Source organism: Candidatus Binatia bacterium, from assembly GCA_036493895.1.
Lineage (GTDB): Bacteria > Desulfobacterota > Binatia > UBA1149 > CAITLU01 > DATNBU01.
On the sequence record DASXOZ010000070.1, the window covers coordinates 240136 to 260117 of the forward strand.

21 protein-coding genes are annotated in these 19982 nt (G+C 67.2%); 4 read left to right on the forward strand and 17 right to left on the reverse strand.

The window, feature by feature from the left end; translation table 11 throughout:
* Window positions 1-9: 9 nt before the first annotated feature.
* Complete coding sequence (locus VGK20_16415; protein HEY2775626.1) at window positions 10-903, forward strand: hypothetical protein; 894 nt, start codon at window positions 10-12, stop codon at window positions 901-903.
* 96 nt (window positions 904-999) lie between these two features.
* Here the strand turns inward: VGK20_16415 and VGK20_16420 are convergent, their stop codons facing one another.
* Both VGK20_16420 and VGK20_16425 read right to left on the reverse strand, forming a co-directional pair.
* Window positions 1000-1665: a PIG-L family deacetylase gene (locus tag VGK20_16420; GenBank protein ID HEY2775627.1), complete on the reverse strand. Its 666-nt coding sequence runs from the start codon at window positions 1663-1665 to the stop codon at window positions 1000-1002.
* 115 nt (window positions 1666-1780) lie between these two features.
* Window positions 1781-2107, reverse strand: a complete 327-nt coding sequence (locus VGK20_16425) for a hypothetical protein (protein ID HEY2775628.1) — start codon at window positions 2105-2107, stop codon at window positions 1781-1783.
* Between the two features lie 541 nt (window positions 2108-2648).
* On the opposite strand from VGK20_16425, the gene VGK20_16430 reads away from it, so the two are divergent.
* The gene (locus tag VGK20_16430) at window positions 2649-3926 is read left to right on the forward strand and encodes a DUF445 domain-containing protein (GenBank protein ID HEY2775629.1); all 1278 of its coding nucleotides are present in this window, start codon (window positions 2649-2651) and stop codon (window positions 3924-3926) included.
* A gap of 36 nt (window positions 3927-3962) precedes the next feature.
* Here the strand turns inward: VGK20_16430 and VGK20_16435 are convergent, their stop codons facing one another.
* From VGK20_16435 to VGK20_16465, 7 genes are all read right to left on the reverse strand, one after another.
* Window positions 3963-4826, reverse strand: coding sequence for a TIGR03619 family F420-dependent LLM class oxidoreductase (locus tag VGK20_16435; GenBank protein HEY2775630.1), 864 nt, complete (start codon window positions 4824-4826; stop codon window positions 3963-3965).
* A gap of 10 nt (window positions 4827-4836) precedes the next feature.
* The gene (locus tag VGK20_16440) at window positions 4837-6540 is read right to left on the reverse strand and encodes a thiamine pyrophosphate-binding protein (protein ID HEY2775631.1); all 1704 of its coding nucleotides are present in this window, start codon (window positions 6538-6540) and stop codon (window positions 4837-4839) included.
* A gap of 53 nt (window positions 6541-6593) precedes the next feature.
* The gene (gene pheA / locus VGK20_16445) at window positions 6594-7679 is read right to left on the reverse strand and encodes a prephenate dehydratase (GenBank protein HEY2775632.1); all 1086 of its coding nucleotides are present in this window, start codon (window positions 7677-7679) and stop codon (window positions 6594-6596) included.
* A 66-nt stretch (window positions 7680-7745) separates the two neighbouring features.
* Window positions 7746-8690 (reverse strand): tRNA (adenosine(37)-N6)-dimethylallyltransferase MiaA, encoded by a 945-nt coding sequence (miaA, locus tag VGK20_16450; protein ID HEY2775633.1) that lies wholly within the window; start codon window positions 8688-8690, stop codon window positions 7746-7748.
* 15 nt (window positions 8691-8705) lie between these two features.
* Window positions 8706-9203 carry a cytochrome c gene (locus VGK20_16455; GenBank protein HEY2775634.1) on the reverse strand — a complete coding sequence of 166 codons (498 nt, stop codon included), beginning with the start codon at window positions 9201-9203 and terminating at the stop codon, window positions 8706-8708.
* Window positions 9204-9209: 6 nt separating this feature from the next.
* Window positions 9210-11114 (reverse strand): DNA mismatch repair endonuclease MutL, encoded by a 1905-nt coding sequence (gene mutL / locus VGK20_16460; GenBank protein ID HEY2775635.1) that lies wholly within the window; start codon window positions 11112-11114, stop codon window positions 9210-9212.
* The gene (locus VGK20_16465; GenBank protein ID HEY2775636.1) at window positions 11107-11244 is read right to left on the reverse strand and encodes a hypothetical protein; all 138 of its coding nucleotides are present in this window, start codon (window positions 11242-11244) and stop codon (window positions 11107-11109) included. The genes mutL and VGK20_16465 overlap by 8 nt, the downstream gene beginning before the upstream one ends.
* 202 nt (window positions 11245-11446) lie before the next feature.
* Here VGK20_16465 and rpmB point away from each other — a divergent pair, with 202 nt between their 5' ends.
* Window positions 11447-11638: a 50S ribosomal protein L28 gene (rpmB, locus tag VGK20_16470; GenBank protein ID HEY2775637.1), complete on the forward strand. Its 192-nt coding sequence runs from the start codon at window positions 11447-11449 to the stop codon at window positions 11636-11638.
* Here the strand turns inward: rpmB and VGK20_16475 are convergent, their stop codons facing one another.
* From VGK20_16475 to gmk, 3 genes are read right to left on the reverse strand one after another with little or no spacing between them, the layout of a single operon-like run.
* Window positions 11639-12031, reverse strand: coding sequence for a RidA family protein (locus VGK20_16475; protein ID HEY2775638.1), 393 nt, complete (start codon window positions 12029-12031; stop codon window positions 11639-11641).
* A gap of 11 nt (window positions 12032-12042) precedes the next feature.
* Window positions 12043-14181 (reverse strand): bifunctional (p)ppGpp synthetase/guanosine-3',5'-bis(diphosphate) 3'-pyrophosphohydrolase, encoded by a 2139-nt coding sequence (locus tag VGK20_16480; GenBank protein ID HEY2775639.1) that lies wholly within the window; start codon window positions 14179-14181, stop codon window positions 12043-12045.
* Entirely contained in the window at window positions 14178-14849 is a 672-nt protein-coding gene (gmk, locus tag VGK20_16485) for a guanylate kinase (GenBank protein ID HEY2775640.1), read from the reverse strand. The genes VGK20_16480 and gmk overlap by 4 nt, the downstream gene beginning before the upstream one ends.
* Before the next feature lie 158 nt (window positions 14850-15007).
* Between gmk and VGK20_16490 the strand changes: the two genes are divergently transcribed.
* Window positions 15008-16165: a hypothetical protein gene (locus VGK20_16490; GenBank protein ID HEY2775641.1), complete on the forward strand. Its 1158-nt coding sequence runs from the start codon at window positions 15008-15010 to the stop codon at window positions 16163-16165.
* A 91-nt stretch (window positions 16166-16256) separates the two neighbouring features.
* Here VGK20_16490 and VGK20_16495 read toward each other — a convergent pair whose 3' ends face one another.
* From VGK20_16495 to VGK20_16515, 5 genes are all read right to left on the reverse strand, one after another.
* Window positions 16257-17108 (reverse strand): adenylate/guanylate cyclase domain-containing protein, encoded by an 852-nt coding sequence (locus VGK20_16495; GenBank protein ID HEY2775642.1) that lies wholly within the window; start codon window positions 17106-17108, stop codon window positions 16257-16259.
* 64 nt (window positions 17109-17172) lie between these two features.
* Window positions 17173-18036: a YicC/YloC family endoribonuclease gene (locus VGK20_16500; protein HEY2775643.1), complete on the reverse strand. Its 864-nt coding sequence runs from the start codon at window positions 18034-18036 to the stop codon at window positions 17173-17175.
* A 36-nt stretch (window positions 18037-18072) separates the two neighbouring features.
* Window positions 18073-18798, reverse strand: a complete 726-nt coding sequence (locus VGK20_16505) for a lipopolysaccharide kinase InaA family protein (protein HEY2775644.1) — start codon at window positions 18796-18798, stop codon at window positions 18073-18075.
* Between the two features lie 19 nt (window positions 18799-18817).
* Entirely contained in the window at window positions 18818-19036 is a 219-nt protein-coding gene (locus VGK20_16510; protein ID HEY2775645.1) for a Trm112 family protein, read from the reverse strand.
* The gene (locus VGK20_16515; protein HEY2775646.1) at window positions 19033-19980 is read right to left on the reverse strand and encodes an NAD-dependent epimerase/dehydratase family protein; all 948 of its coding nucleotides are present in this window, start codon (window positions 19978-19980) and stop codon (window positions 19033-19035) included. The genes VGK20_16510 and VGK20_16515 overlap by 4 nt, the downstream gene beginning before the upstream one ends.
* Window positions 19981-19982: the final 2 nt, after the last annotated feature.

Here is a 19982-nt window from a genome sequence, read left to right on the forward strand (position 1 = left end):
AGAGCGATGATGCCCAATACGATCCCTGCGGCGTCCTGTGAGACGATGCACTACCCGCAGCCAGACACCGCGAAGGCCGGGTATTTTCACGACTGCCCTCCAGATCCCGCCTGCCGGCACTGTACCGATCGATCTGCCGTGCCCGACAGCTTCGACTGGTCGTTTCTCGACGGCGTCTATTGCATCTCACTGCAGGAACGGCCGGAGCGTACCAGCGCGGTGGCCGCCCAACTGCATCGCGTCGGTCTCTGTCGCCATGTCCGGTTCTACCGGCCCGCCAGGGACGACGACGATCCGGTAAGCGGGATTTGGCGATCGCACCGGGAAGTCGCCCGGCACGCGCTCTCGAAAGGGCAGTCGCGCGTGCTGACGCTCGAGGACGACGTCATCTTCTCGAGGTGGGCGAGCCCTCGCCGCGTGCGGAGCGTAGCGGATGCGATCGGATCGCTTCCCGACGGATGGTGGATCTTCTATCTCGGTCACTGGCCGTTGAAGGTGCGCCGGATCAGGCGTCATATCATCGCCACTACGTCGGCCTGCACGCACGCTTACGTCGCCAGCCCGCCGCTGCTGACCTGGCTCAGTCAGAGTGAGCCCCAGCGAATCAAGACCAAAGGCCGCTGGTCGGGAATCCTCGGCGGCGGTATCGATGCCGCCTTCACGCAACTGCCAGGAACGTACGCCCTATTCCCAATGATGGTCTTACAGAACACCAGCCCTAGCGACCACCTGCGTCGCGACAAGCGGGGCAGAGTCCGCCGACTGCGCCACCTGATCGGGCGAACGTGGGTGCGGGAGTATCTTCAGTCCTGGATGATGCGTCCCAACGAGTTCCTCGTCTTCGCCCTCTCACGCTTGCGCTCCATCGTGGATTACGTCTCCACGCCGCTTGTGGGAACCTGATCTGAGACGCGACCGCGCGCGGCTGATCGAAGAGATCCGGTGCCTCCCGACGCGCGGGCACCGTCACGCACTTTCCGCACTTCCGTCCCGCAGGGATCAGGGGCGGTGCAGGCGCAGGACTTCGAAGCGTTCGGCCGCGGGGAATCCGGCCTCGGATCCCGCCCCCCTGCTGTACTCTCGAATATGCTCGGGGCTCAATGCCCCGGTGCGGTGCTGCGAGGCGTACATCCTGCAGATCTCAATCTTCCGGTCGAGCTGGGCTTCGATGTTCTCGTAGACGTGCGGCGTCAGGCGCATCTGCGGCGGGTTCCAGGCGTACACCGGCGTCTCATACACGTACACCTCGCGAGGCATGCGCTCGCGCGTCGGCCGCATCGCCGCCAGGCAGGCCTCCCAGACTCGCCGATGATCCTGATGGAACGACGGGCCGGGTATGTACCAGGCATCTGCCTGTACGACGTCCTGGACATTCTCGATCGCATTCACGACGGCGACCGTCGGCACCGTGTCGAGCCGCGACTCCTCGTGGAACGGCAGCACCTCTCCGCGACAGCCATAAGCGGCCAGGACGGTCTCGAACTCCACCACGCGCGTGGATCGCGGAATGGATAAGTTGCTGTTATGTTCGAATCGCACGTCGCCGGCAACGACGGCGACGACGTACACGGCGACGCCTGCCTCGGTAAGTTTTAGAATCGTACCGCCAAGTCCGAACGACTCGTCGTCGCAGTGCGGGGCGATCACAAGCACTTTCTCGCTCAATCAACCCACGATGCCCCAAACGCCATGACAAGAGCATGACGCTCGCATCTCGATCTGGTCATCCGATCGCCGAAGCGGATCGCGAACGCGTATGGCGCCAAAACTCAGCCGAACGCTAGGCAGCCTCCCGATCGTAAAATCTCAGCAAGCCGCTGATCAGATGCCGGGCGTCGCGGAGAAATCCCTCACCGACGTCGGTAAGGTTCCTGGCGATCTGCTTCATCCAGTCGCCGTCCGGCTGCCGCACAATACCTGCGATTTCGACCGTCCGACTCTTCAGGTCGATGACGAACAGGACGAGATAGCGCACCAGTCCTTTCGGCGTGAGCACCTCGACGCCGAAAAAGTCCGTCGCCGCAATCGCTCCCCAGTGCGACTTGAGAAACGTCTCCCAAGACAACTTCCGCCCACGCTCGGGAGCCGGCTCGAGTCCGTTGTTCAAGAGAATTCGCTTGATCGTGTTGCGGCCGTTCTCAGGACCAGGTTGTAGAGCGCCCCGCGGATACGCGTGTAGCCCCAGCCCGGATTCGCCTGAGCCATCGTCACGATGAGCCGCTCGATCTCAGCGGCGGACTTCGGACGGCCGACTCCGCGAGCCCGGCTGCGTCGTACTTCTGTGCGACCAGATGCCGATACCAACGAAGCAGTGTGTCGGGCGTGACGATGGTGCCGATCCCGAAGAGCCCTTTGCGCCCTACCCGCGTGGGCCGCCAGAGCCAGGAGGCGTCGCTGGGCGTCGGAGAGTCGCAGCCGCCGGCCGCCAAGTTGCTCGCGCAGGATCCGGTTCTCGGCCTGAAGGTATTCGATGACGTCCTGCTGGCTGCGGTTCCACGGAGACTTTTCATACCTGGAAAAGTCCGCCGTGAAGCGTGCCTGACGAAGGACACTTACGGGAGCGGGTCGTAAAGGGCTGCGAATCCACGTCGGCACCACCGGCCCGTCCCGCTTGTCTTCGCGCCGTTCTTTCCCAACCGTGGTCCCCGATGGCTACGACAAGACGCAACCGGGTCGGCAGCGTCTCGCTCGCGATCTCGGTCGCGGGCGCCGCCGCCTCGCAGGTGGCGCTCTCCAGCGGCCCGCTCGCCGGCGCGCTGTGGTTGCGCATCGTCGGCGCCGGATTCGAGGCGGCCGTCATCGGGGGTCTTGCAGACTGGTTCGCGGTGACGGCATTGTTTCGTCATCCCCTTGGAATCCCGATCCCCCACACGGCGATCATTCCCGCGAGGCGAGCCAAGATGATCGAGTCCATCGTCAACATGGTCGAGGAGGACTGGCTTTCGCCCGAAGTCATCGGGCAGCGCCTGGCGAAACTGTCGCCGAGCGACGCGGTGATCGACTGGCTGCGTGACCCTACTCACGCGGAACGACTTTCGGCACCGCTGCGCGACCTGCTGCGCGGAGTGGCGCGCACGCTGGTCGAGCCGGAGTTCGCCCGGTTTGCCGAAAGCACGCTGCGGCGCCAGCTCTCCGAGCTGCGCGTCGACTCGGCCGCCGGCAGCGCGATGGCCCGCCTGGCGCGAAGTCGCACGGCCGACGCGGCATTCACGGCATTTGCGATCTCGCTCGCGAACGTCGCCGCACGCCCCACGACCGCCGAACAGCTCCACTGGTGGCTCGAGCGCTCGGCCGATGCCCTTGCGGAGAGCGGGCGCCGCGTCGTGCCGTTCATGCTTCGCCGGCGCACGGTGCGCCAGATGATCGTGGAAGCTGCGTGCGAGTTTTCCGCCGCCGAGCTTCGCGCAGCGTCCGAAAGCGAAGAGCATCCGCTGCGCCGCTTCGTGCTCGAATCCCTGCGGCGTTTCGCCGACCGCCTCGAGAGCGGCGAGAGCGACGCGCTGGCGCGTATCGAGGGCATCCGTTCGACTCTCGTCGAAAGCCTCGACGCCGGTCCGCTCGTGCGCGACGTGCTGGAGAGGCTGCGCGCGCAGATCGATTCCGACCTTGCCGATCCCGGCGGCACGTTGTCGCTGCTCGTCGATCGACGAATGCGCGAGGCGATCCTCGATCTTCTCGACGACCAGGGCCGCCGCGCGACCTTCGACAACTGGGTGCGCACGATGGCCACGGAGCTGCTGCGCCGCCACCACCACCAGATCGGGCTGACGGTGCGCGAGAGCCTGGAGGCGCTGGAAACCGGCGAGCTGGTTCAGAGGATCGAGGACCGCGTCGGCGCCGACCTCCAGTTCATCCGCTTGAACGGTGCGGTCGTCGGAGGCCTCGTCGGAATGGGACTGGCCGTCGGGCGGATGCTGATGCCGTAGCGACGCGTGCCCGCGTTGCCGCCGGCACGCATGCGTTCACACCTTCGCGATCACGTCGTCGGCGAACCTGCGCAGGATGTCGATCTTTTCCTGCACGGCCATGGTGTCGTCGTCGATGTACGGATTGCGGAATCCGACGATGCAGTCGGTCACGCCCTTGTCCTCGAGTTTTTTCACGCCGTCGACGGTGTAGGCATCGAACGAGATCACGTGAATCTCGAAAGGCTTCTTCTCGGTGCCGGCCTCGCGGCGCAGTTCGGCCAGTCGCGCAAGAAGCTCGTCCAGGTCTTCGCTGCCGCCTCCGTGCATCCATCCGTCGTTGCGAGCCGCGCGCGCGAGTGCGGCGTCGGCGTGGCCGCCGACGAGGATCGGCACGGGCGTCTCCGGTACCGGACAGATCTTGATGCTCGGGATGTCGAAGTGCCTGCCGTGAAACTCGTAGAACCCACCGCCCAGGAGGCCACGAAGGATTTCGATCATCTCGTCGGTACGGACGCCGCGGCCTTTCCACGGCGTCCCGGTGATCTGGTAATCCTCGGGCCAGGGGCTGGTGCCGACTCCAAATGCGACCCGGCCGCCGGTCATCACGGCGGTCGATGCAAGCTGCTTGGCAATCAGCACCGGATGGCGGATCGGCAGCTTGACGACGAACGTCGTGAAACGAAGCCGTGTGGTCACCGCGCCCATCGCGGTCATCAGCACGAACGGATCGATGAACGGCTTGTTCTCGAGGAAGCGGCGGTCTCCGTCGGGCGTGTACGGATACTTCGAGTCGGACACCTCCGGGTACGCGATGCTGTCGGGGATCACGAAAGAGGCCCAGCCCGACTCGTCGCAGGCGCGGGCCAGCGGCACGAAGTGGGACGGATCGCACATGGATTCGGCGTATGTGAATCGCATCTGACTTTTCCTAGTTCGGTCCTGCGTAGACTTCCATGAAGCGCAGGATCATGTCCTGGGGCAGCATCAGGTTGGCGTCGCGGTCGCTGCGGATGCAGACAACCGAGGGCCCCACGGCCGCTTTCGCGCGCGCCAGCGCAGGGGCCAGGTCGCCGAGCTTTTCGACGTAGGCGGACTCGCAGCCGAGGCCCTCGCCGACTTTGTCCCAGCGCACGGTGCCCATCGCGGTGCCGAAGGTGCGGCCGTAGAGCATTCTCTCGTTGGGCTCTTCCATCGTCCACGAGCCTTCGGCGAAGACGATCGTCGTCACCTTGAGACCCTCGCGCGCGGCGCTCTGCATCTCCATGAAGTGGAAGCCCGCAGCGCCGTCGCCGGTCACGCAGACGACGTCGCGATCGGGCGCACCGAGCTTGGCACCAATTGCGGACGGCACCCCGGTGCCGAGCATGCCGAGCTCGAGAATGTTGTGGTACGAGCGCGGTTTCGTCGCCGGCAGGGCGCCGTGCGCCCACAAAGAAGTGTTGCCGCCGTCGGTAACGTACACGGCGTCCGGTCCGAACACCTCGCCGATGACCGCCATCGCATGGGCGGGGTGAATGCCCGCTCCGTTCCAGCCGGCAATGGCTTCGAGCTGGGGTTTCTGCCACTCGCGCTGGGCTTCGCAGTAACGCTCGACATCGCGGGGGTTGGAGGCTTTTGCACCGCTTTCGCCGAGCAGGGCGGCCAGGCGCGGCGCGGCAGTTGCCAGGTCGGCAACGATGCCGAGAGTCAGCGGGCGCGTGACGCCCATGTTGCGTGCATCGACGTCGATGTGAACGAGCTTCTGCGCGGCGCCGTCGCCCCAGTACTTGTCGTACGGGACGTCGAGGTTGCCGAGCCGCGTGCCGAGCGCGAGAACCACGTCGGCTTCGCAGCGAGCCAGGTCGGCTCCGGGACCGTAACCGTGAAGCCGGCGCGGATGATCGGCGGGAAACGCCGAACGCCCGGCCATCGTCGAGATCACGGGACATCCGAGAATCTCGGCAAGTTGGGCGACGGCAGCGTTGGCTCCCGCGCGGTCGACGCCGGAGCCGACCACCATCAATGGATGACGCGCCGAGGCCAGCAGCGTTGCCGCTTCGCGCAGGTCGGCATCGGCGGCGCGCGGTGCGGCGACGCGGTACGCCGAAGGCGCAGCGATGCGAACTTTCGCATCGTCGATGACGCTGTAGAGCACCGGTGCCGGAATCTCGAGCTGCACCGGCCCCGGGCGTCCGAGCCACATCTCGCGAAACGCGAGCGCGGTGATTTCCGCGATGCGGGTGACATCGAAGATCGGTGCTCCCCACTTGACGGCCGGACGGAAGACGTCGAGCTGGTCCTGGCCCTGGAACGTCGACGGCGGCGACGGGTAGACGATGCCGAGCCGGTGCTGGGCAGTGATCACGACGACGGGGACGCCCTCGTGACGCGCGGTGATCACGCCGGGAAGGAGGTTGGCCGAGCCCGGGCCGGGGTTGCCGAGCACGGCAGCCACCTGCCCGGTCGTCTTGTAGAGCCCTTCGGCCATGTGCACGGCGGCCGCTTCGTGGCGGATCGGAACGAGCCGGATGTCGTGGGCATCGAGGCTCGCGAGAATCGGATCGACTTCGGGACACGGCAGTCCGAAGACGAAACGGATCCCCTCGTTGGCCAGGCAGCGGACGAGAACTTCACCGCCGGTAATTTCGCTCATGATGTTTTCCCTCGCGCGCTTCGCGGTTGCCTTCCCCGGCGCTCACGTTGCGGTCAGGTTGCGATCGGATAGCTCCCGAGGACGCGCACCGACAGCGCGATCTTCTCGAGGGAAGCAAGTGCCTTTGCGACGGGGTCCGAGCTGGAGTGGCCCGTGACGTCGACGAAGAACCGGTATTCCCACGAGCGGCCGAGCAGGGGCCGCGACTCGATCATCGAAAGGTTCACCTTGTTGCGCGCGAACTGGCGGATGATCCGTTCGAGAATGCCGACCTGGTCCTTGACGGTGACGACGAGCGAGGTGCGGTCGTGACCGCTCGGCCGCGTCTTCTGGTCCGGCCCGATCACGAGGAAACGCGTGACGTTGGCCGCGTTGTCCTGGATGGAGCGTGCGACCAGATCGAGCTTGTAGAGCTGCATCGCGATGCGGCTTCCGATCGCGGCCGTTGCCTTCTCGCTGGACGCCAGCTTGGCGGCCGCGACCGTGCTGGCCGTCGGAAGGAGCTCGACGCCCGGAAAATTCTCGGCGAGGTAGCGCTTGCACTGCGCCAGCGGCTGGGGATGCGAAGCAATGCGGCGGATTTTCCTGCGGTCGCCGTCCTGCGCCATCAGGCAGTGATCGATCCTCAGCACGCGCTCGGCGAGGATCACGGCGGTCGTCTCTGCCAGCGAGTCCAGCGTAGGCGTCACCGCTCCTTCGGTGGTGTTCTCGACCGGAACGATGCCGAAGGTCGCCCTTTCGGTTTCCACGGCAGTGAACACTTCGGGAATGGAATCGCAGGCCTCGAGCAGCGCGCTGCTGCCGAACTGCGCGACGGCTGCTTCGTGCGTGTACGTGCCCTGGGGACCGAAGAACGCGACCGTCGTCGGCCGCTGCACCGCGCGGCAGCCGGAAATGATCTCGCGGAAAATGGCCTCGACCGCCTCGTCGCGCAGCGGGCCGGGGTTGGCCTTGCGGATCGCGCCGAGCACCTGCTTCTCGCGAGCGGCGTCCAGGATGCCGATCTCGCTCGTGGCCTTGGCCTCGCCGACCGCCTTGCAAAGCGCGGCCCGACGCGTGACCAGCTCGAGCAGGCGCCGGTCGAGATCGTCGATCGCGGCCCTCAGCTCGGGAAGCCCTTTTTTGCCCCTGGTTGCCAATTCGCCCTCTAGCCTGCTGGTCTTTGCTGCGCCCGCGAGCCGGCCGCTCACGCCGGCGCGAAAACATCAGGAAAAGAAATCTCCCGCAAGGCGAAGCGCGGCCGAGTCCGATCCGGCCGCGACCTGCGTCGTCTCGAGCTGACCGCGCAGCCACGTCCTCTGGCGCTTGGCGTACTGGACCGTCGCGACGCTGATCGCATCGGCCAGGTGGTCCGGCGCCAGGCGCCCGGCCAGACAGTCCGCAGCCTGGCGGTAGCCGATCGCATCGAAAGCGCGAGTATTGGCAGGATAACGCCGGTGCAGCGCGGCGAGCTCGTCGACGATGCCTGCGTCGACCATCGCGCGGCTGCGCGCGACGATCCGCTCGCGCAGGATCTCGCGCTCGATCTCCACTTCGAGCGTGAGCATGTCGAAAGGCCTTTCGGAAAGGACATGCTCGGCGAGCCACGCCGAAAGCGGCCGGCCGGTCAGCTCGTGCACTTCGAGAGCACGCACCGTGCGCACGAGGTCGTTGGCGTGGATACGGCGGGCGGACGCAGCGTCCAGTTCGCACAGCCGCCGGTGAAGCGCTCCCGGCGATTGGCGCTCTTCGCGTTGGAGGCGCTCGCGAACCGCTGGATCGGCCGCCGGACCCGCGAACAGACCGCGTCCGAGGCTTCGAAGGTAGAGCCCGGTGCCGCCGCAGACGATGGCGCGGCAGCCGCGAGAGTGAATCGCCGCCAGCGCACTCAGCGCTGCGCTGCGCCACGCTGCCACGTCGTAGTCTTCGTCCGGATCGACGATGTCGACGAGGTGATGCGCCGCGCGGGCACGCTGCTCCTGCGTCGGCTTGGCCGTTCCGACGTCCATGAAGCGATAGACCTGGCGCGAATCGGCGCCGACGATCTCCGCGTCGAGCTTCTCCGCGAGAAGGACCGCCAGCTCGCTCTTGCCGCAGGCAGTGGATCCGGCGATGACGAGGACGCGCGGCGGCAGCCGCAGCACGCCTTCGGATCTCGCAGCGGTGACCAATCGAAAGTCCAGCCTTCAGCGAAAAGCGTCCGGCACGCCGGGAGAATCGGGCCGGAAACGCGAGTGGCAGTCGCGGCAGGCAGCGCCGAGGCGCTTTCTCGAGATCTCGACGGCGTCCGCGTCGTCGCGTGCAGCAGCCTCTTCGAGCTCCCCTGCCCGGTCGGCCAAGCTGCGCGCGAGTACCGCAAATCGCGCGCGGTCGGGAATTTCGAGCTTGCCGGGAGGATGACCCGACAATGCGATGGCCGACTGCTTCAGCGACTGCGCTGCGTCGGCGATTTTCGCGAACGTTCCCTCCCAGCGGTCGTGCACGTCGACCTGGTCCGGCACCTTCTTGCGCACCGATTCGTCGAACCCTCTCATGACGCTCTCGAGCTGGTCGGAGCGCAGCGAGTGAACCGCTGCATCCTGTTTCGACGAGGAGGACTGCGTCGACGTCGAGCAGGAAACTGCCAGAAGCGCGAGAAGCGCGGCAGCGGCACGAGTACGGAAATGGGAATTCGCCATTTTCATCGGCCCTCAACGGCCGAACATTTTCTCGATCTGCCCTCGCGCCAGCTTGCGCGCAACCGGACGACCGTGAGGACACGTCGAATGGTACGATACCGACGACATTTCGCGCAGCAGAGCGCGGGCAGCGCCGCGGTCCAGCCTCTTGCCGACCCGAACGGCCGAATGGCAGGCCACGGTCGCCATGATCTTTTCGGCCAGGCGCGTGGCAGCGCGCGCACGGCCGACTTCGACGAGATCAGCCGCGACGGCTTCGACCAGCACGCGGCTGTCGGCGCCGGCGGCCATCGCCGGCATCGCGCGAACGACGACGTCTTCGTCACCGAACGCCTCGACCTCCCAGCCGAGTGCCGCAAGCTCGCCGGCCGCCGCGACGCACGCTTCCACTCCTTCGGGTCCGACGTGCACGCGCTCGGGAAGCAGCAGCGCCTGGCGCGCGACGTCCCTTTCACCGAACGCTTTCATCAGCCGCTCGAACAGCACGCGCTCGTGCGCGGCATGCTGATCGACGAGCAGGACTTCCCCGTCGCCTTCGCAGACGAAGTACCCGTCGAAAATCTGGCCGACGACCTCGAAGCGACCGAGCGCCTCGACCGCCTGCGAAGGACCGAGATCGATCGCGATCTGCTCTTCGAGCGCGGCACCGTCGGCGACCAGTTCGGAAGGCGCGTAACCAGGAATCGGCGGGTATGGCTGCTCGTCGGCCAGCTGGCCGGAGCCCGGCGCGAGAGCCCGGCCTTCCCGGACTTGCGCCCGCGCGGGCGAAGCGTGTGTGCTTTGCTGCGCCGGCTGCAGCGTCCCGGCCGTTGTCGGCACCGCGCGACGGCGCAGCGCTTCGCCGGCATCGAGGCCCCAGCGCCCGAGCGGGCTGGACGAGCGCCGAAGAGCGTCGCGCACGGCTTCGGCGACGAAGCGGCGCACGCCGTCGGCATCCGAGAAGCGCACTTCGAGCTTGGCCGGATGCACGTTGACGTCGATGTCGCCCGCCTGGCAATCGAGGAAAAGGGCAACGGCAGGAAAGCGGCCTTTGAGCAGGTGGGTCTGGTAGCCTTCGAGAATCGACTGGAACAGCACGCGGTCCCTCACCCACCTCGATCCGACGAACACGGCCATGCGACGCGAGCTGCCGTAGGAAACTCCCGGTGCGCTGACGAAACCGCCGAGGTGAAGGTTGCCGAAGCGCGCATCGACCTCGACGAGCGACGCGGCGACCTGCTTGCCGAACACCTGGTGCACGCGCTCGCGAAGCCCCGACACCGGGGCGAGGTCGAGGGTCGTGCGACCGCCGACAACCAGCGTCGCGTGAAGCTGCGGCGTTGCCATCGCCAGGCGCTGCACTACGTCGGAGACGTAAGCCGTTTCGGTAGCGGCGCTCCTCAGAAACTTGCGACGCGCCGGTACCGCGGCGAACAGGTCCTGCACGTCGATCCGCGTGCCGCGCCGCGCCGGCGACGGTGCACGCTCGATGATGCGGCCGGCGCGCACGACGACGCGGCTGCCGGATGCGGCAGCGGCGGTCGCCGTCACCAGTTCGAGGTCGCTTGCCGCCGCGATTGCAGCAAGCGCTTCGCCGCGAAAGCCGAACGTGAGCGCACCATCGAGGTCCTCGATTCGGCGGATCTTGCTCGTCGCATGCCGCATCAGCGCAAGATCGATCTCGGACTCCTCGATGCCGCTGCCGTCGTCGGTGACGACGATGCGCAGCCCGCTGCGATCGTCGAGCTCGACGCGCACCTCGCGTGCGCCTGCATCAATGGAATTCTCGACCAGCTCCTTGACCGCCGATGCCGGGCGTTCGACCACCTCGCCGGCTGCGATCCGCGCGATCGTGCCCTCGTCGAGCAGCGCGATGCGACCGGCCGCCGCGCCGTGCTCGCGCGGGCGTTGTGCGGTCGAGACGAGGCGTTCAGCCAACGACGAGGTCCTCGCGGGCGAGCACCGTCTTCACGCGCTCGGCCTGCTTCTGGCAACCCTTGCGCCCCGCCATGCCGAAGGTGGGGTGCTTGCCGACGATGAGGTTCGGCCTGAGTGCGGGCCGGGGCATCGAGGAGGTTGGCACCGGCCGCCGATAACAAAGCGCAGGGGCCGGTTCCAGCGGTTGCCTGGGCTTTGGGCCGCCGAACGAGCAGCCCGCCTTTTTCCCGGTGGAACGCGACCCCGGCAGACCGGGCGCGCCTGCGCCTCGCCGTTTGCCCACCACCATCGCCCGTGTTATCTGCGGCGGCTCGGTTTCGGAGGAATGCGCTGTGGCCCGTATCTGTGAGATCTGCGACAAGCGTCGAGGCGTCGGCAACAACGTCTCGCACGCGAACAACAAGACGAAACGGACCTGGCAGCCGAACCTGCAGACCGTCCACGTCGTCGTCGGCGCCACGCGCAAGACGATCAAGGCCTGCACCCGCTGCATCCGCAGCGGCAAGGTCACCAAAGCCGCCTAGCTAGTCCTTCCCTCCCTTTATCGCGATCATGTCGATCTCCACTCTCGCGCCCCGCGGGAGTGCGGCGACCTCGACAGTCGCGCGCGCCGGGTACGGTTCGACCAGCACCGAAGAGAAGATCTCGTTCAGCCTGGCGAAATCGGCGAGGTCGACCAGGTAGACGGTGAGCCTGACGGCATCGGCCATCGTCATGCCGGCGCCGACTGCCACCGCCTGCAGGTTGACGAGCACGCGGCGCGCCTCGGCTTCGAACCCTCCTTGCACCAACTCGCCGGTTGCCGGATCCAGCCCGATCTGGCCGCTCGCGTAGAGGACCCCGCCCGCGAGCACGGCCTGGGAATACGGACCGATGGCTTTCGGGGCCTGGCCGGTTCGAATGACTTCCTTCGGCATGCTTTGGGCTCTCATCCGATCAGTCGCCTCACTTCCTTGACGCCGGCGATGCGGCGCAGGTTGCGCATCACGCGGTCGAGGTCCTCGATGCTCGACAGCGTCACCTCGAACAGGTTCATCGCCTTGGTTCCGATGGTGCGCACGTGGGCGCGCTCGATGTTGACGCTTGCCGCAGCGATCGCCTGCGTCATGTCGGCGAGCAGGCGCGGGCGGTCCCTCGAGACGACTTCCAGGCGCGTCACGCGCGGCGCGCTGGCGCCCTTCTGCCAGTTGACCGACACGAGGCGGTCGCGCTCGACGTCGGCAAGGCGCGGGCAGGCCTTCGAATGCACGGTGACGCCGCGCCCGCGCGTGAGGAAACCGACGATCTCCTCGCCGGCAAGCGGCTCGCAGCACTTGGCAAAACGCACCATCGACTCGTCGAGGTTCTCGGCCATCACGAGCGGCCTCGGCGTGCGATCGAGGAGCCCGAACAGCGTGCGCAGGCTGCGCCGCGGCCTCTCGAGCTCGATCGTCTCGCCCGGCAACAGGAAGCCGAGCACCTGCTTGCCGGTGATGCGCCCGTAGCCGACCGACTCGAGCAGAGCCTCTTCGTCCTTGCGCTGGAAATGCGCGAGCACGGTGGCGAAGCGCTCGTCGGCCTGCAGCGTGGCCAGGTCGAGGTCGTAACGCGCCAGATCGCGTTCGAGAAGCTCGCGCCCGAGCGCAACGGCCTTCTTCTTCTCCTCGCCGCGGATGTACGACACGATTCGCTCGCGGGCGCGAGGCGAGCGCACGAACTTGAGCCAGTCGCGCGACGGTGTGCCGCCCTCGGTCGTGATCACCTCGACGGTGTCGCCTTGCTGCATCACGTAGCGCAGCGGCACGACGCGTCCGTTGACCCGCGCGCCGGCGGCGTGGTTGCCGACTTCCGAGTGAATGCGGTACGCAAAATCGAGCGTCGTGTCGCCCTTGCGAAACGTGAGGCCTTCGCCCTTCGGCGTGAACACGTAGACGTCCTTGCCGAACAGGTCGTCCTTGATCGACGAGAGAAACTCGCGCGGATCGTCGAAGTGCTGCTGCCATTCGAGGATCTGCCTGAGCCACGCGTAGCGCGCCGATTCGGTCTGCTCGCTGTCGTCGGCACTCTTGTAGCGCCAGTGCGCCGCGACGCCGTATTCGGCCACGCCGTGCATCTCGTGGGTGCGAAACTGCACTTCGAGGCGTTCGCCGTAGGACCCGATCAGCGTCGTGTGCAGGGACTGGTAGCCGTTGGCCTTCGGCAGCGCGACGTAGTCGCGAAAACGGCCGGGCACCGGCCGCCAGTACATGTGCAGCACTCCGAGCGCGTCGTAGCACTCGCGGTCGCTGCTGACGAGGGCGCGAAACGCGACGACGTCGTAGATGTCGTCCACGCGAAGACCCTGGTCGCTCATCTTGCGATAGACCGAGTAGGTGCCCTTGGTGCGCCCCGTCACCGACGCTTCGATCCCCGCTGCCTCCAGGCGCTTGGAGATCAGCGTCTCGACTTCCTTCACGTAACCTTCGCGCTCGAGCTTCTGCAGCGACAGCCTCTGGCGGATCTCCTCGTAGTCGCCGGGGTGCAGGATGTGGAACGACTGGTCCTCCAGCTCCTGCTTGATCCAGTTGATGCCGAGGCGGTTGGCCAGCGGCGCATAAAGGTCGAGCGTCTCGGCGGCGATGCGCGTGCGCTTCTCTTCGGACAGGTGCTGCAGCGTGCGGATGTTGTGCGTACGGTCGGCCAGCTTGACCAGCAGCACGCGCACGTCCTTGGCGCTGGCCACCAGCATCTTGCGAAGGTTCTCGGCCTGGGTGGTCTCGTAAGGCTCCGACTCCAGGCGCGTGATCTTGGTGACGCCGTCGACGAGGGCCGCAACTTCGCCGCCGAAACCGTTGCGGATGTCGTCGAGGGTGGCCGAGGTGTCCTCGACCGCGTCGTGCAGCAGCCCGGTGACGACCGTCGGCACGTCCAGGCGCATGTCGGCGATGATCGCGGCCACGGCCAGCGGATGCGTGACGTAGGCTTCGCCCGAGGCGCGCCGCTGTCCCTCGTGCATGCTCGCCGAGAAGCGGTAGGCCTCTCCGACCATCGCGACGTCCGCGCCCGGATCGTATTCCTTGATGCGCGTGATGAGGTCCTGGATGTTCACGCCGCCGGCGCCTCCACCTGGAACCTGCCGAGGAAGCTCGCCAGCGCCGCCTCGCTCATGCCGGCGCGATGTCGCGGCATCGCGGCCGCACCGAGACGATGCGTGTCTCGCAGGATCGCTTCGAATTCGGCGATGGCCTCCTCGCGGCTGCGGTTGATGATCACGTGGTGGTACTCGCCGGCCCTCGCGATCTCCCGGCAGGCATTTTCGAGGCGTCGCCGCACGACTGCCTCGAGCTCGGTACCGCGGGAGCGAAGGCGCGATTCCATCGTGGATCGGTCCGGCGGAAGAACGAAGACCGTGACCGCCCCCGGGTAGAGAGCCCTCAACTGGGAGGCTCCCTGCACGTCGATGTCGAGCAGCACGTCCTGGCCGCGCTCCAGCGCTCGTTCGATCGGCGCGCGCGGCGTGCCGTAGTGATGACCGTGCACCTGCGCCCACTCGGCCAGCTCGTTGCGCCGGATCATCGATGCGAAGCGGTCCTTGTCGACGAACAGGTATTCGATTCCGTCGCGCTCACCCGCACGGGGCCTGCGCGTCGTGGCCGACACGGACATGATCAGGTTCGGAAACGCGCGCAGCGCGGCGCCCGAGATCGTCGTTTTGCCGGCTCCCGACGGCCCCGAAACGATGAAAAGAAGTCCCCGGCCTGCCTCGTCGCTGGTCACGCACGCAGCGTAGCGCGAAAGCCCCCCTAACGCACGGTGACCTCGAGCGCGGCGCACTGCGCTCAGGCTCTTGCGGTGACGCGGCGTCGCGCGACAGTCGCGAACCCGTCCGGCCGTACCCCTTGACGGATTGCGTCGCTCCGGGCGATAGAGGTGACGTGCAATCGCACCTTCTCCGGTTCGTCGCGGCGGCCGCCTGCTGCGCCTTCTCGGTTCGGCCCGCCGCCGCCGCTTTTCCCGGTAGCAACGGGCTGATCACGTTCACGCGCGATACGATCGGCGACACGACGGGTCAGGTGGCCGTCGCTGCGGCTACCCACGATGCCGAAGTCACGCTGCTGACGTCGGGACCGGCAACCAACGGCCTGTCGGCATGGTCGGCCGACGGAGGATGCCTCACTTTTTACTCCGACCGCGATGGCGGGGACGCCGAGCTGTACGTGATGGGCGCGACCGGATCCGCTCAGACGCGACTGACGCTCTATCCCGGGTTCGACTACGACGGCGTTTTTTCCCCCGACGGCACCAGGCTCGCGTTCACTTCCGATCGCGACGGCGACTCCGAGATCTACGAGTACGCACTTGCCGATGGAAGCATGGCACAGCTCACGCACAACACCGACATCGAGATCAGCCCGGCATGGTCTCCCGACGGCTCGAAAATCGCTTTCGTGTCGCGTCGCGACGGCAACTTCGAGATCTACACGATGAACAGCGACGGGACCGACCAGACGCGCCTGACCGACAACACGGGCGACGACCTGTATCCGAACTGGTCGCCCGACGGCAAGCACATCGCGTTCGCGACCGTGCGCCCGGGAACGATCGATCGCGACATCTGGACGATGGACGACGACGGTGGGAACCCGAAGTCGCTGCTCGCGCGCGCGGGCAACGATTCGGAGCCCGCGTGGTCACCGGACGGCACGTTGATCGCATTCTCCGGCAACGCAGGCACGGCCGCGGGACACATCTACGTCGTCAGTGCCAGCGACGGATCCGGCCTCGTGCAGGTCACGACGTCGGAGACGGTTGACGATCGCCAGCCGGACTGGCAGAGCGTCGATTCGCAGGCCCCGGTGGCCCTGTGCCCCACCGTCACACCGGTTCTTTGCGGCGATGCGACTTACGACAGCGCGATCAAAGCGGGCGATGCCCAGGCAATCCTGCGCGCCGCGGTCGGCCAGGGCGTCGTCTGCCCGCTGATCCGCTGCGACGTCGACGACAACAAGGTCATCGTTGCGTCGGATGCGCTGCGCACGCTGCAGTTCGCCGTAGGAATCGCGGTGACGCTGGATTGTCCGCCACCGACCTGATCGCCGTACACGCGCCCGGCGCGCTCGTGCAGATCGGCGCGGTTTTTTCGAACGCACGGCGCCCCGATGAGGCGGCGCGCGGCGGTCGCGATCAGCGCCGCAGCACGAAGACGACGCGCTTTCCGGACAGACCCTTCAGCTCGTGCTCCCCGTGCACCTCGAATTCGAGTCCGGAGCCGTCGAGAAGATCGTGCGTCGTCGACGAGACGAGCACTTGTCCTGCGCCGGCCAGCGACGAGACGCGCGCCGCCGTGTGCACCGCGACGCCGCGAGCCTGCCCGCTGACGATCTCGAGTTCACCGGTGTGCAGGCCGACGCGAAGACGAAACCCGAGGTCGCCGACCGCCGAGTCCATCGCTTCGGCAGCGCGCACCGCGCGCGCCGCACCGTCGAACAGCGCGAGGAAACCGTCGCCGAGCGTGGCCATCTCGCGTCCGCGGAAGCGGTCGATCACGGCGCGGATGCGACCGTTGTGCTCCTCGAGCAGCGTGGCCCACGCGCGATCGCCCACTCTCTCGAGCATCACCGTCGAATCGACGATGTCGCTGAACAGGATCGTGGCGAGCGTCCTTTCGCCGAGCTCGTACGGCGAGACGGCGTAGGTACGCCCGCTCGTGAACTCGACCGAGTCCCACGCTTCGTCGCCTTCGACCCACGCGTCGTGGCCCGGCGGGATCTCGTAGGCGTCGCCGGGCAGGATCAGCATCTCGGTGCCGTCGTCCATGTGCACGCGCAGGCTTCCGGAGATCGTGTAGCCGACGTGACGGTGCTGGCAGGTACGGGTTCCCGCGATCGGCGCGACGTCGTTCGCCCAGCGCCAGCCGGGCTGGAACAGGAAGCGCGCGACGACCATCTCGCCGAGCTGCACGAGATCGACTTTGCCGTTGGGGAAAGCGCGCGCCTGGTCGGGCTGCGCGAACCCCTTGCGCTGGAGCTGGGGCATGGCCGCGCATCATGCGCGACGCGTCAGCGCGCTGCAAGACCCTCCCGGGGGGAGCCGCAGGCGTCTACTCGACGTTCTGGATCTGCTCGCGCAGCTTTTCGACGTCGGCCTTGCCGTCGACGACGAGGTTGGTGACGGTAAGGTCGGAGGCCTTCGAGCCGATCGTGTTCAGCTCGCGGTTGACCTCCTGCAGGACGAAGTCGATGCGCTTGGCCACCGGCTGCTCCGATCGCACCAGCTCGTCGAGCGCTCCGAGATGGCTGGCCAGGCGCACGAGCTCCTCGTTGACGTCGCAGCGGTCGGCCAGGATCGCCGTTTCCTGCACGAGGCGGCCGGGATCGACCGTCGCGCCGCCGAGCAGCTCGGCCAGGCGCTTGTCGAGCTTGGCCTTCAGGCGCGGCGCGACGCGAGCAGCGGCTTTCTCGAGCGCTTTCCACGTCGCCCTCAGCCGCTTGATGCGCTCCTGCATGTCCTTGCGAAGATGCGCCCCTTCCCTTTCGCGCTCCTTGGCATGGGCGGCCAGCGCCTTGCCGAGCAGCTTTTCGACTTCGCCGATCTCCGCGGCCGCATCGGCCGCGGGCTCGACGGCGACGAACAGATCGCTGCGCCCCGCCAGCAGCGACAGCTCGAGACTGCCGGAAAGACCGAATTCCTTCTGCAGCTGCTTCCAGCCTTTGATGTACGCCGAGGCGACGTCCTTCTGCAGCGCAATGCCGGCGCTGCGCGGAGGAAGGGTGCGTGAGACGTGCACTTCGACGCGGCCCCGCTCGATCGCAGAGGACACGATGCGGCGAAGGTCGGGTTCATAGGGACCGTACTCGCGCGGAACGTTCAGCTTGAGATCGAGGAAGCGCTGGTTGACCGAGCGCACCTCGACGCTGATCCGGCAAGTTCCGGCGTGCCCGGAGGCCGCTCCGTATCCCGTCATGCTCTTCATCGACAGCCGTCCATCGCAAAGTGCATCCTATCGCGTGTAGCCACGCTCGAGCCAGCGCCTCTCCGATTCGTCCAGGTCGCGACCCTTGGCCGCAGTCAGCTTCTTCAGCGAGCGCCAGAACCGGTCGCGGCCCTTCTCGCCGAGGCGCCAGCTGCCTGGCGCGCCTAACGTTGCCCGGTCGAAGTCGATGATGGCGATCTCGCCGTCGGCGTCGATCAGCAGGTTGTGCCCGTTCAGATCGGGATGGTAGACGCCGGCGTCGTGCAAGGCGCGGATCGCGGCGCCCGCGGCCGCCAGCAGCGCGGCGCGTTCGGCCTCGTCCGCTTCGAGCAGCGCGTCGATGTACGCGCGCGCGCCTTCGATTGCGGACGTGACGATCCAGCCGCGGTAGAAGGGTCCGCTCTCCTCGACACCGACCGCATGCACGATCGGAACGCGGCAGCCGGCCGCGCGCGCCGACTCGGTGGCTTCGAGCTCGCGGATCGGCCGCGGCGGCCTCAACAGGAATCGATCGCGCACGAAGTGGCGCACCATGCCGCCGCGCAGGTAGTGGCGCACGAACACGACCTTGCCCCCGCGCAGCACGACGCGCCGTGCGCCGCCGCGGCCCGACGCGACGTCCTCGCCCGGGCTCGCGCCGCCGCGAACGGCATCGAGCAGCGCCGTCATTTCCGCAAGCTCGATGCGCGCTGCGACAACGCGCCAGCGTCCGCGGTCGAGGTCGACGTAGCCTTCGGGAAGCTTGAGGAACACGCCGTGCGCGCGGCGCCTTTCAGGAGCGCAGCCGCTCGGCCTGATCGACGAGCATCACCGGGATGCCTTCGGTAATCGGGTAGCGAAGCCGGCACGCGTGGCAGTCCAGCGCGACCATCGGCGCGGCAGCGGCGCCGCCGGTCGCAGGCTCGCCGGCCGGCTTCCAGTGCACTTCGGTGAGCGGTCCCTTGCATGCCGGGCACACCAGAAGGTCGACGAGGCTTCGTTGGATCGTCACAGCGTCCTCCCGAGCTCTTTCTGCCACGCTACCTGGCGCGCAAGGCCTTCGTCGAGGTCGACGACGGGAGCGAATCCGATCTCTGCGCGAGCGGCGCTGGTGTCGGCCGACGTGTGTCGCACGTCGCCCTTCTGCATCGGACGGTGGTCGACGCGCGGCTCGCGCCCGACCAGGCGACCGATGCAGGCGATGACGTCGTTTACCGTCGTGCGGCTGCCGCCGCCGAGGTTGTACACTCTTCCCGAAGCTTCGGACTCGGCCGCCGAGACGTTGGCGGCGACGATGTCCCCGACGTACGTGAAATCGCGCGACTGCTCGCCGTCGCCGAACAGCACGATCGGCCTGTCGTCCATCACCGAGAAAATGAAACGGTGGAAGGCCATGTCCGGCCTCTGGCGAGGCCCGTAGACGGTGAAATAGCGCAGCGAGACCGTCGGGACCGCGAAGTTCTTCCAGTAGAGCCACACCAGGTGCTCGGCCGCGAGCTTGCTGACTCCGTACGGAGAGACGGGCCGGGGCATGCTCGTCTCGCGCATCGGCAGGTCCGTCGTGTCGCCGTAGACCGACGAAGAGGACGCGTAGACGAACTTCTTCAGCGCCACGGCGCGGCACGCTTCGAGCAGCCGCTGCGTCGCGTAGACGTTGTTGTCGCTGTAGATGCGGAAGTCTTCGCCCCAGCTCGAGCGCACGCCGGCCTGGGCGGCCTGGTGAAAGACCCAGTCGACGCCGTCGACGACGGGGCCGAGGTCGGCGTCGACCAGGCTGGCCTCGAGGAAGCGGAAGCGGCGATTTTCGCGGATCGCGGCAAGGTTCCCTTCCTTGGCCGCGCGCGGGTAGTAATCGAGGAAACAGTCGATCCCGACCACCTCGTGTCCCGCGGCAAGCAGCGACTCGGCAAGCGTGGAGCCGATGAAGCCGGCCGCGCCGGTGACGAGCGCCCTCACGG

What these genes read in the sequence shown, in the direction of transcription:
- VGK20_16500 (HEY2775643.1), bottom strand. Translation starts at nt 18,036, where the DNA reads ATGACGGGATACGGAGCGGCCTCCGGGCACGCCGGAACTTGCCGGATC.
- VGK20_16415 (HEY2775626.1), top strand. Translation starts at nt 10, where the DNA reads ATGCCCAATACGATCCCTGCGGCGTCCTGTGAGACGATGCACTACCCG.
- VGK20_16475 (HEY2775638.1), bottom strand. Translation starts at nt 12,031, where the DNA reads ATGCCGAAGGAAGTCATTCGAACCGGCCAGGCCCCGAAAGCCATCGGT.
- VGK20_16435 (HEY2775630.1), bottom strand. Translation starts at nt 4,826, where the DNA reads ATGCGATTCACATACGCCGAATCCATGTGCGATCCGTCCCACTTCGTG.
- VGK20_16430 (HEY2775629.1), top strand. Translation starts at nt 2,649, where the DNA reads ATGGCTACGACAAGACGCAACCGGGTCGGCAGCGTCTCGCTCGCGATC.
- VGK20_16465 (HEY2775636.1), bottom strand. Translation starts at nt 11,244, where the DNA reads ATGCCCCGGCCCGCACTCAGGCCGAACCTCATCGTCGGCAAGCACCCC.
- VGK20_16455 (HEY2775634.1), bottom strand. Translation starts at nt 9,203, where the DNA reads ATGAAAATGGCGAATTCCCATTTCCGTACTCGTGCCGCTGCCGCGCTT.
- VGK20_16440 (HEY2775631.1), bottom strand. Translation starts at nt 6,540, where the DNA reads ATGAGCGAAATTACCGGCGGTGAAGTTCTCGTCCGCTGCCTGGCCAAC.
- VGK20_16495 (HEY2775642.1), bottom strand. Translation starts at nt 17,108, where the DNA reads ATGCCCCAGCTCCAGCGCAAGGGGTTCGCGCAGCCCGACCAGGCGCGC.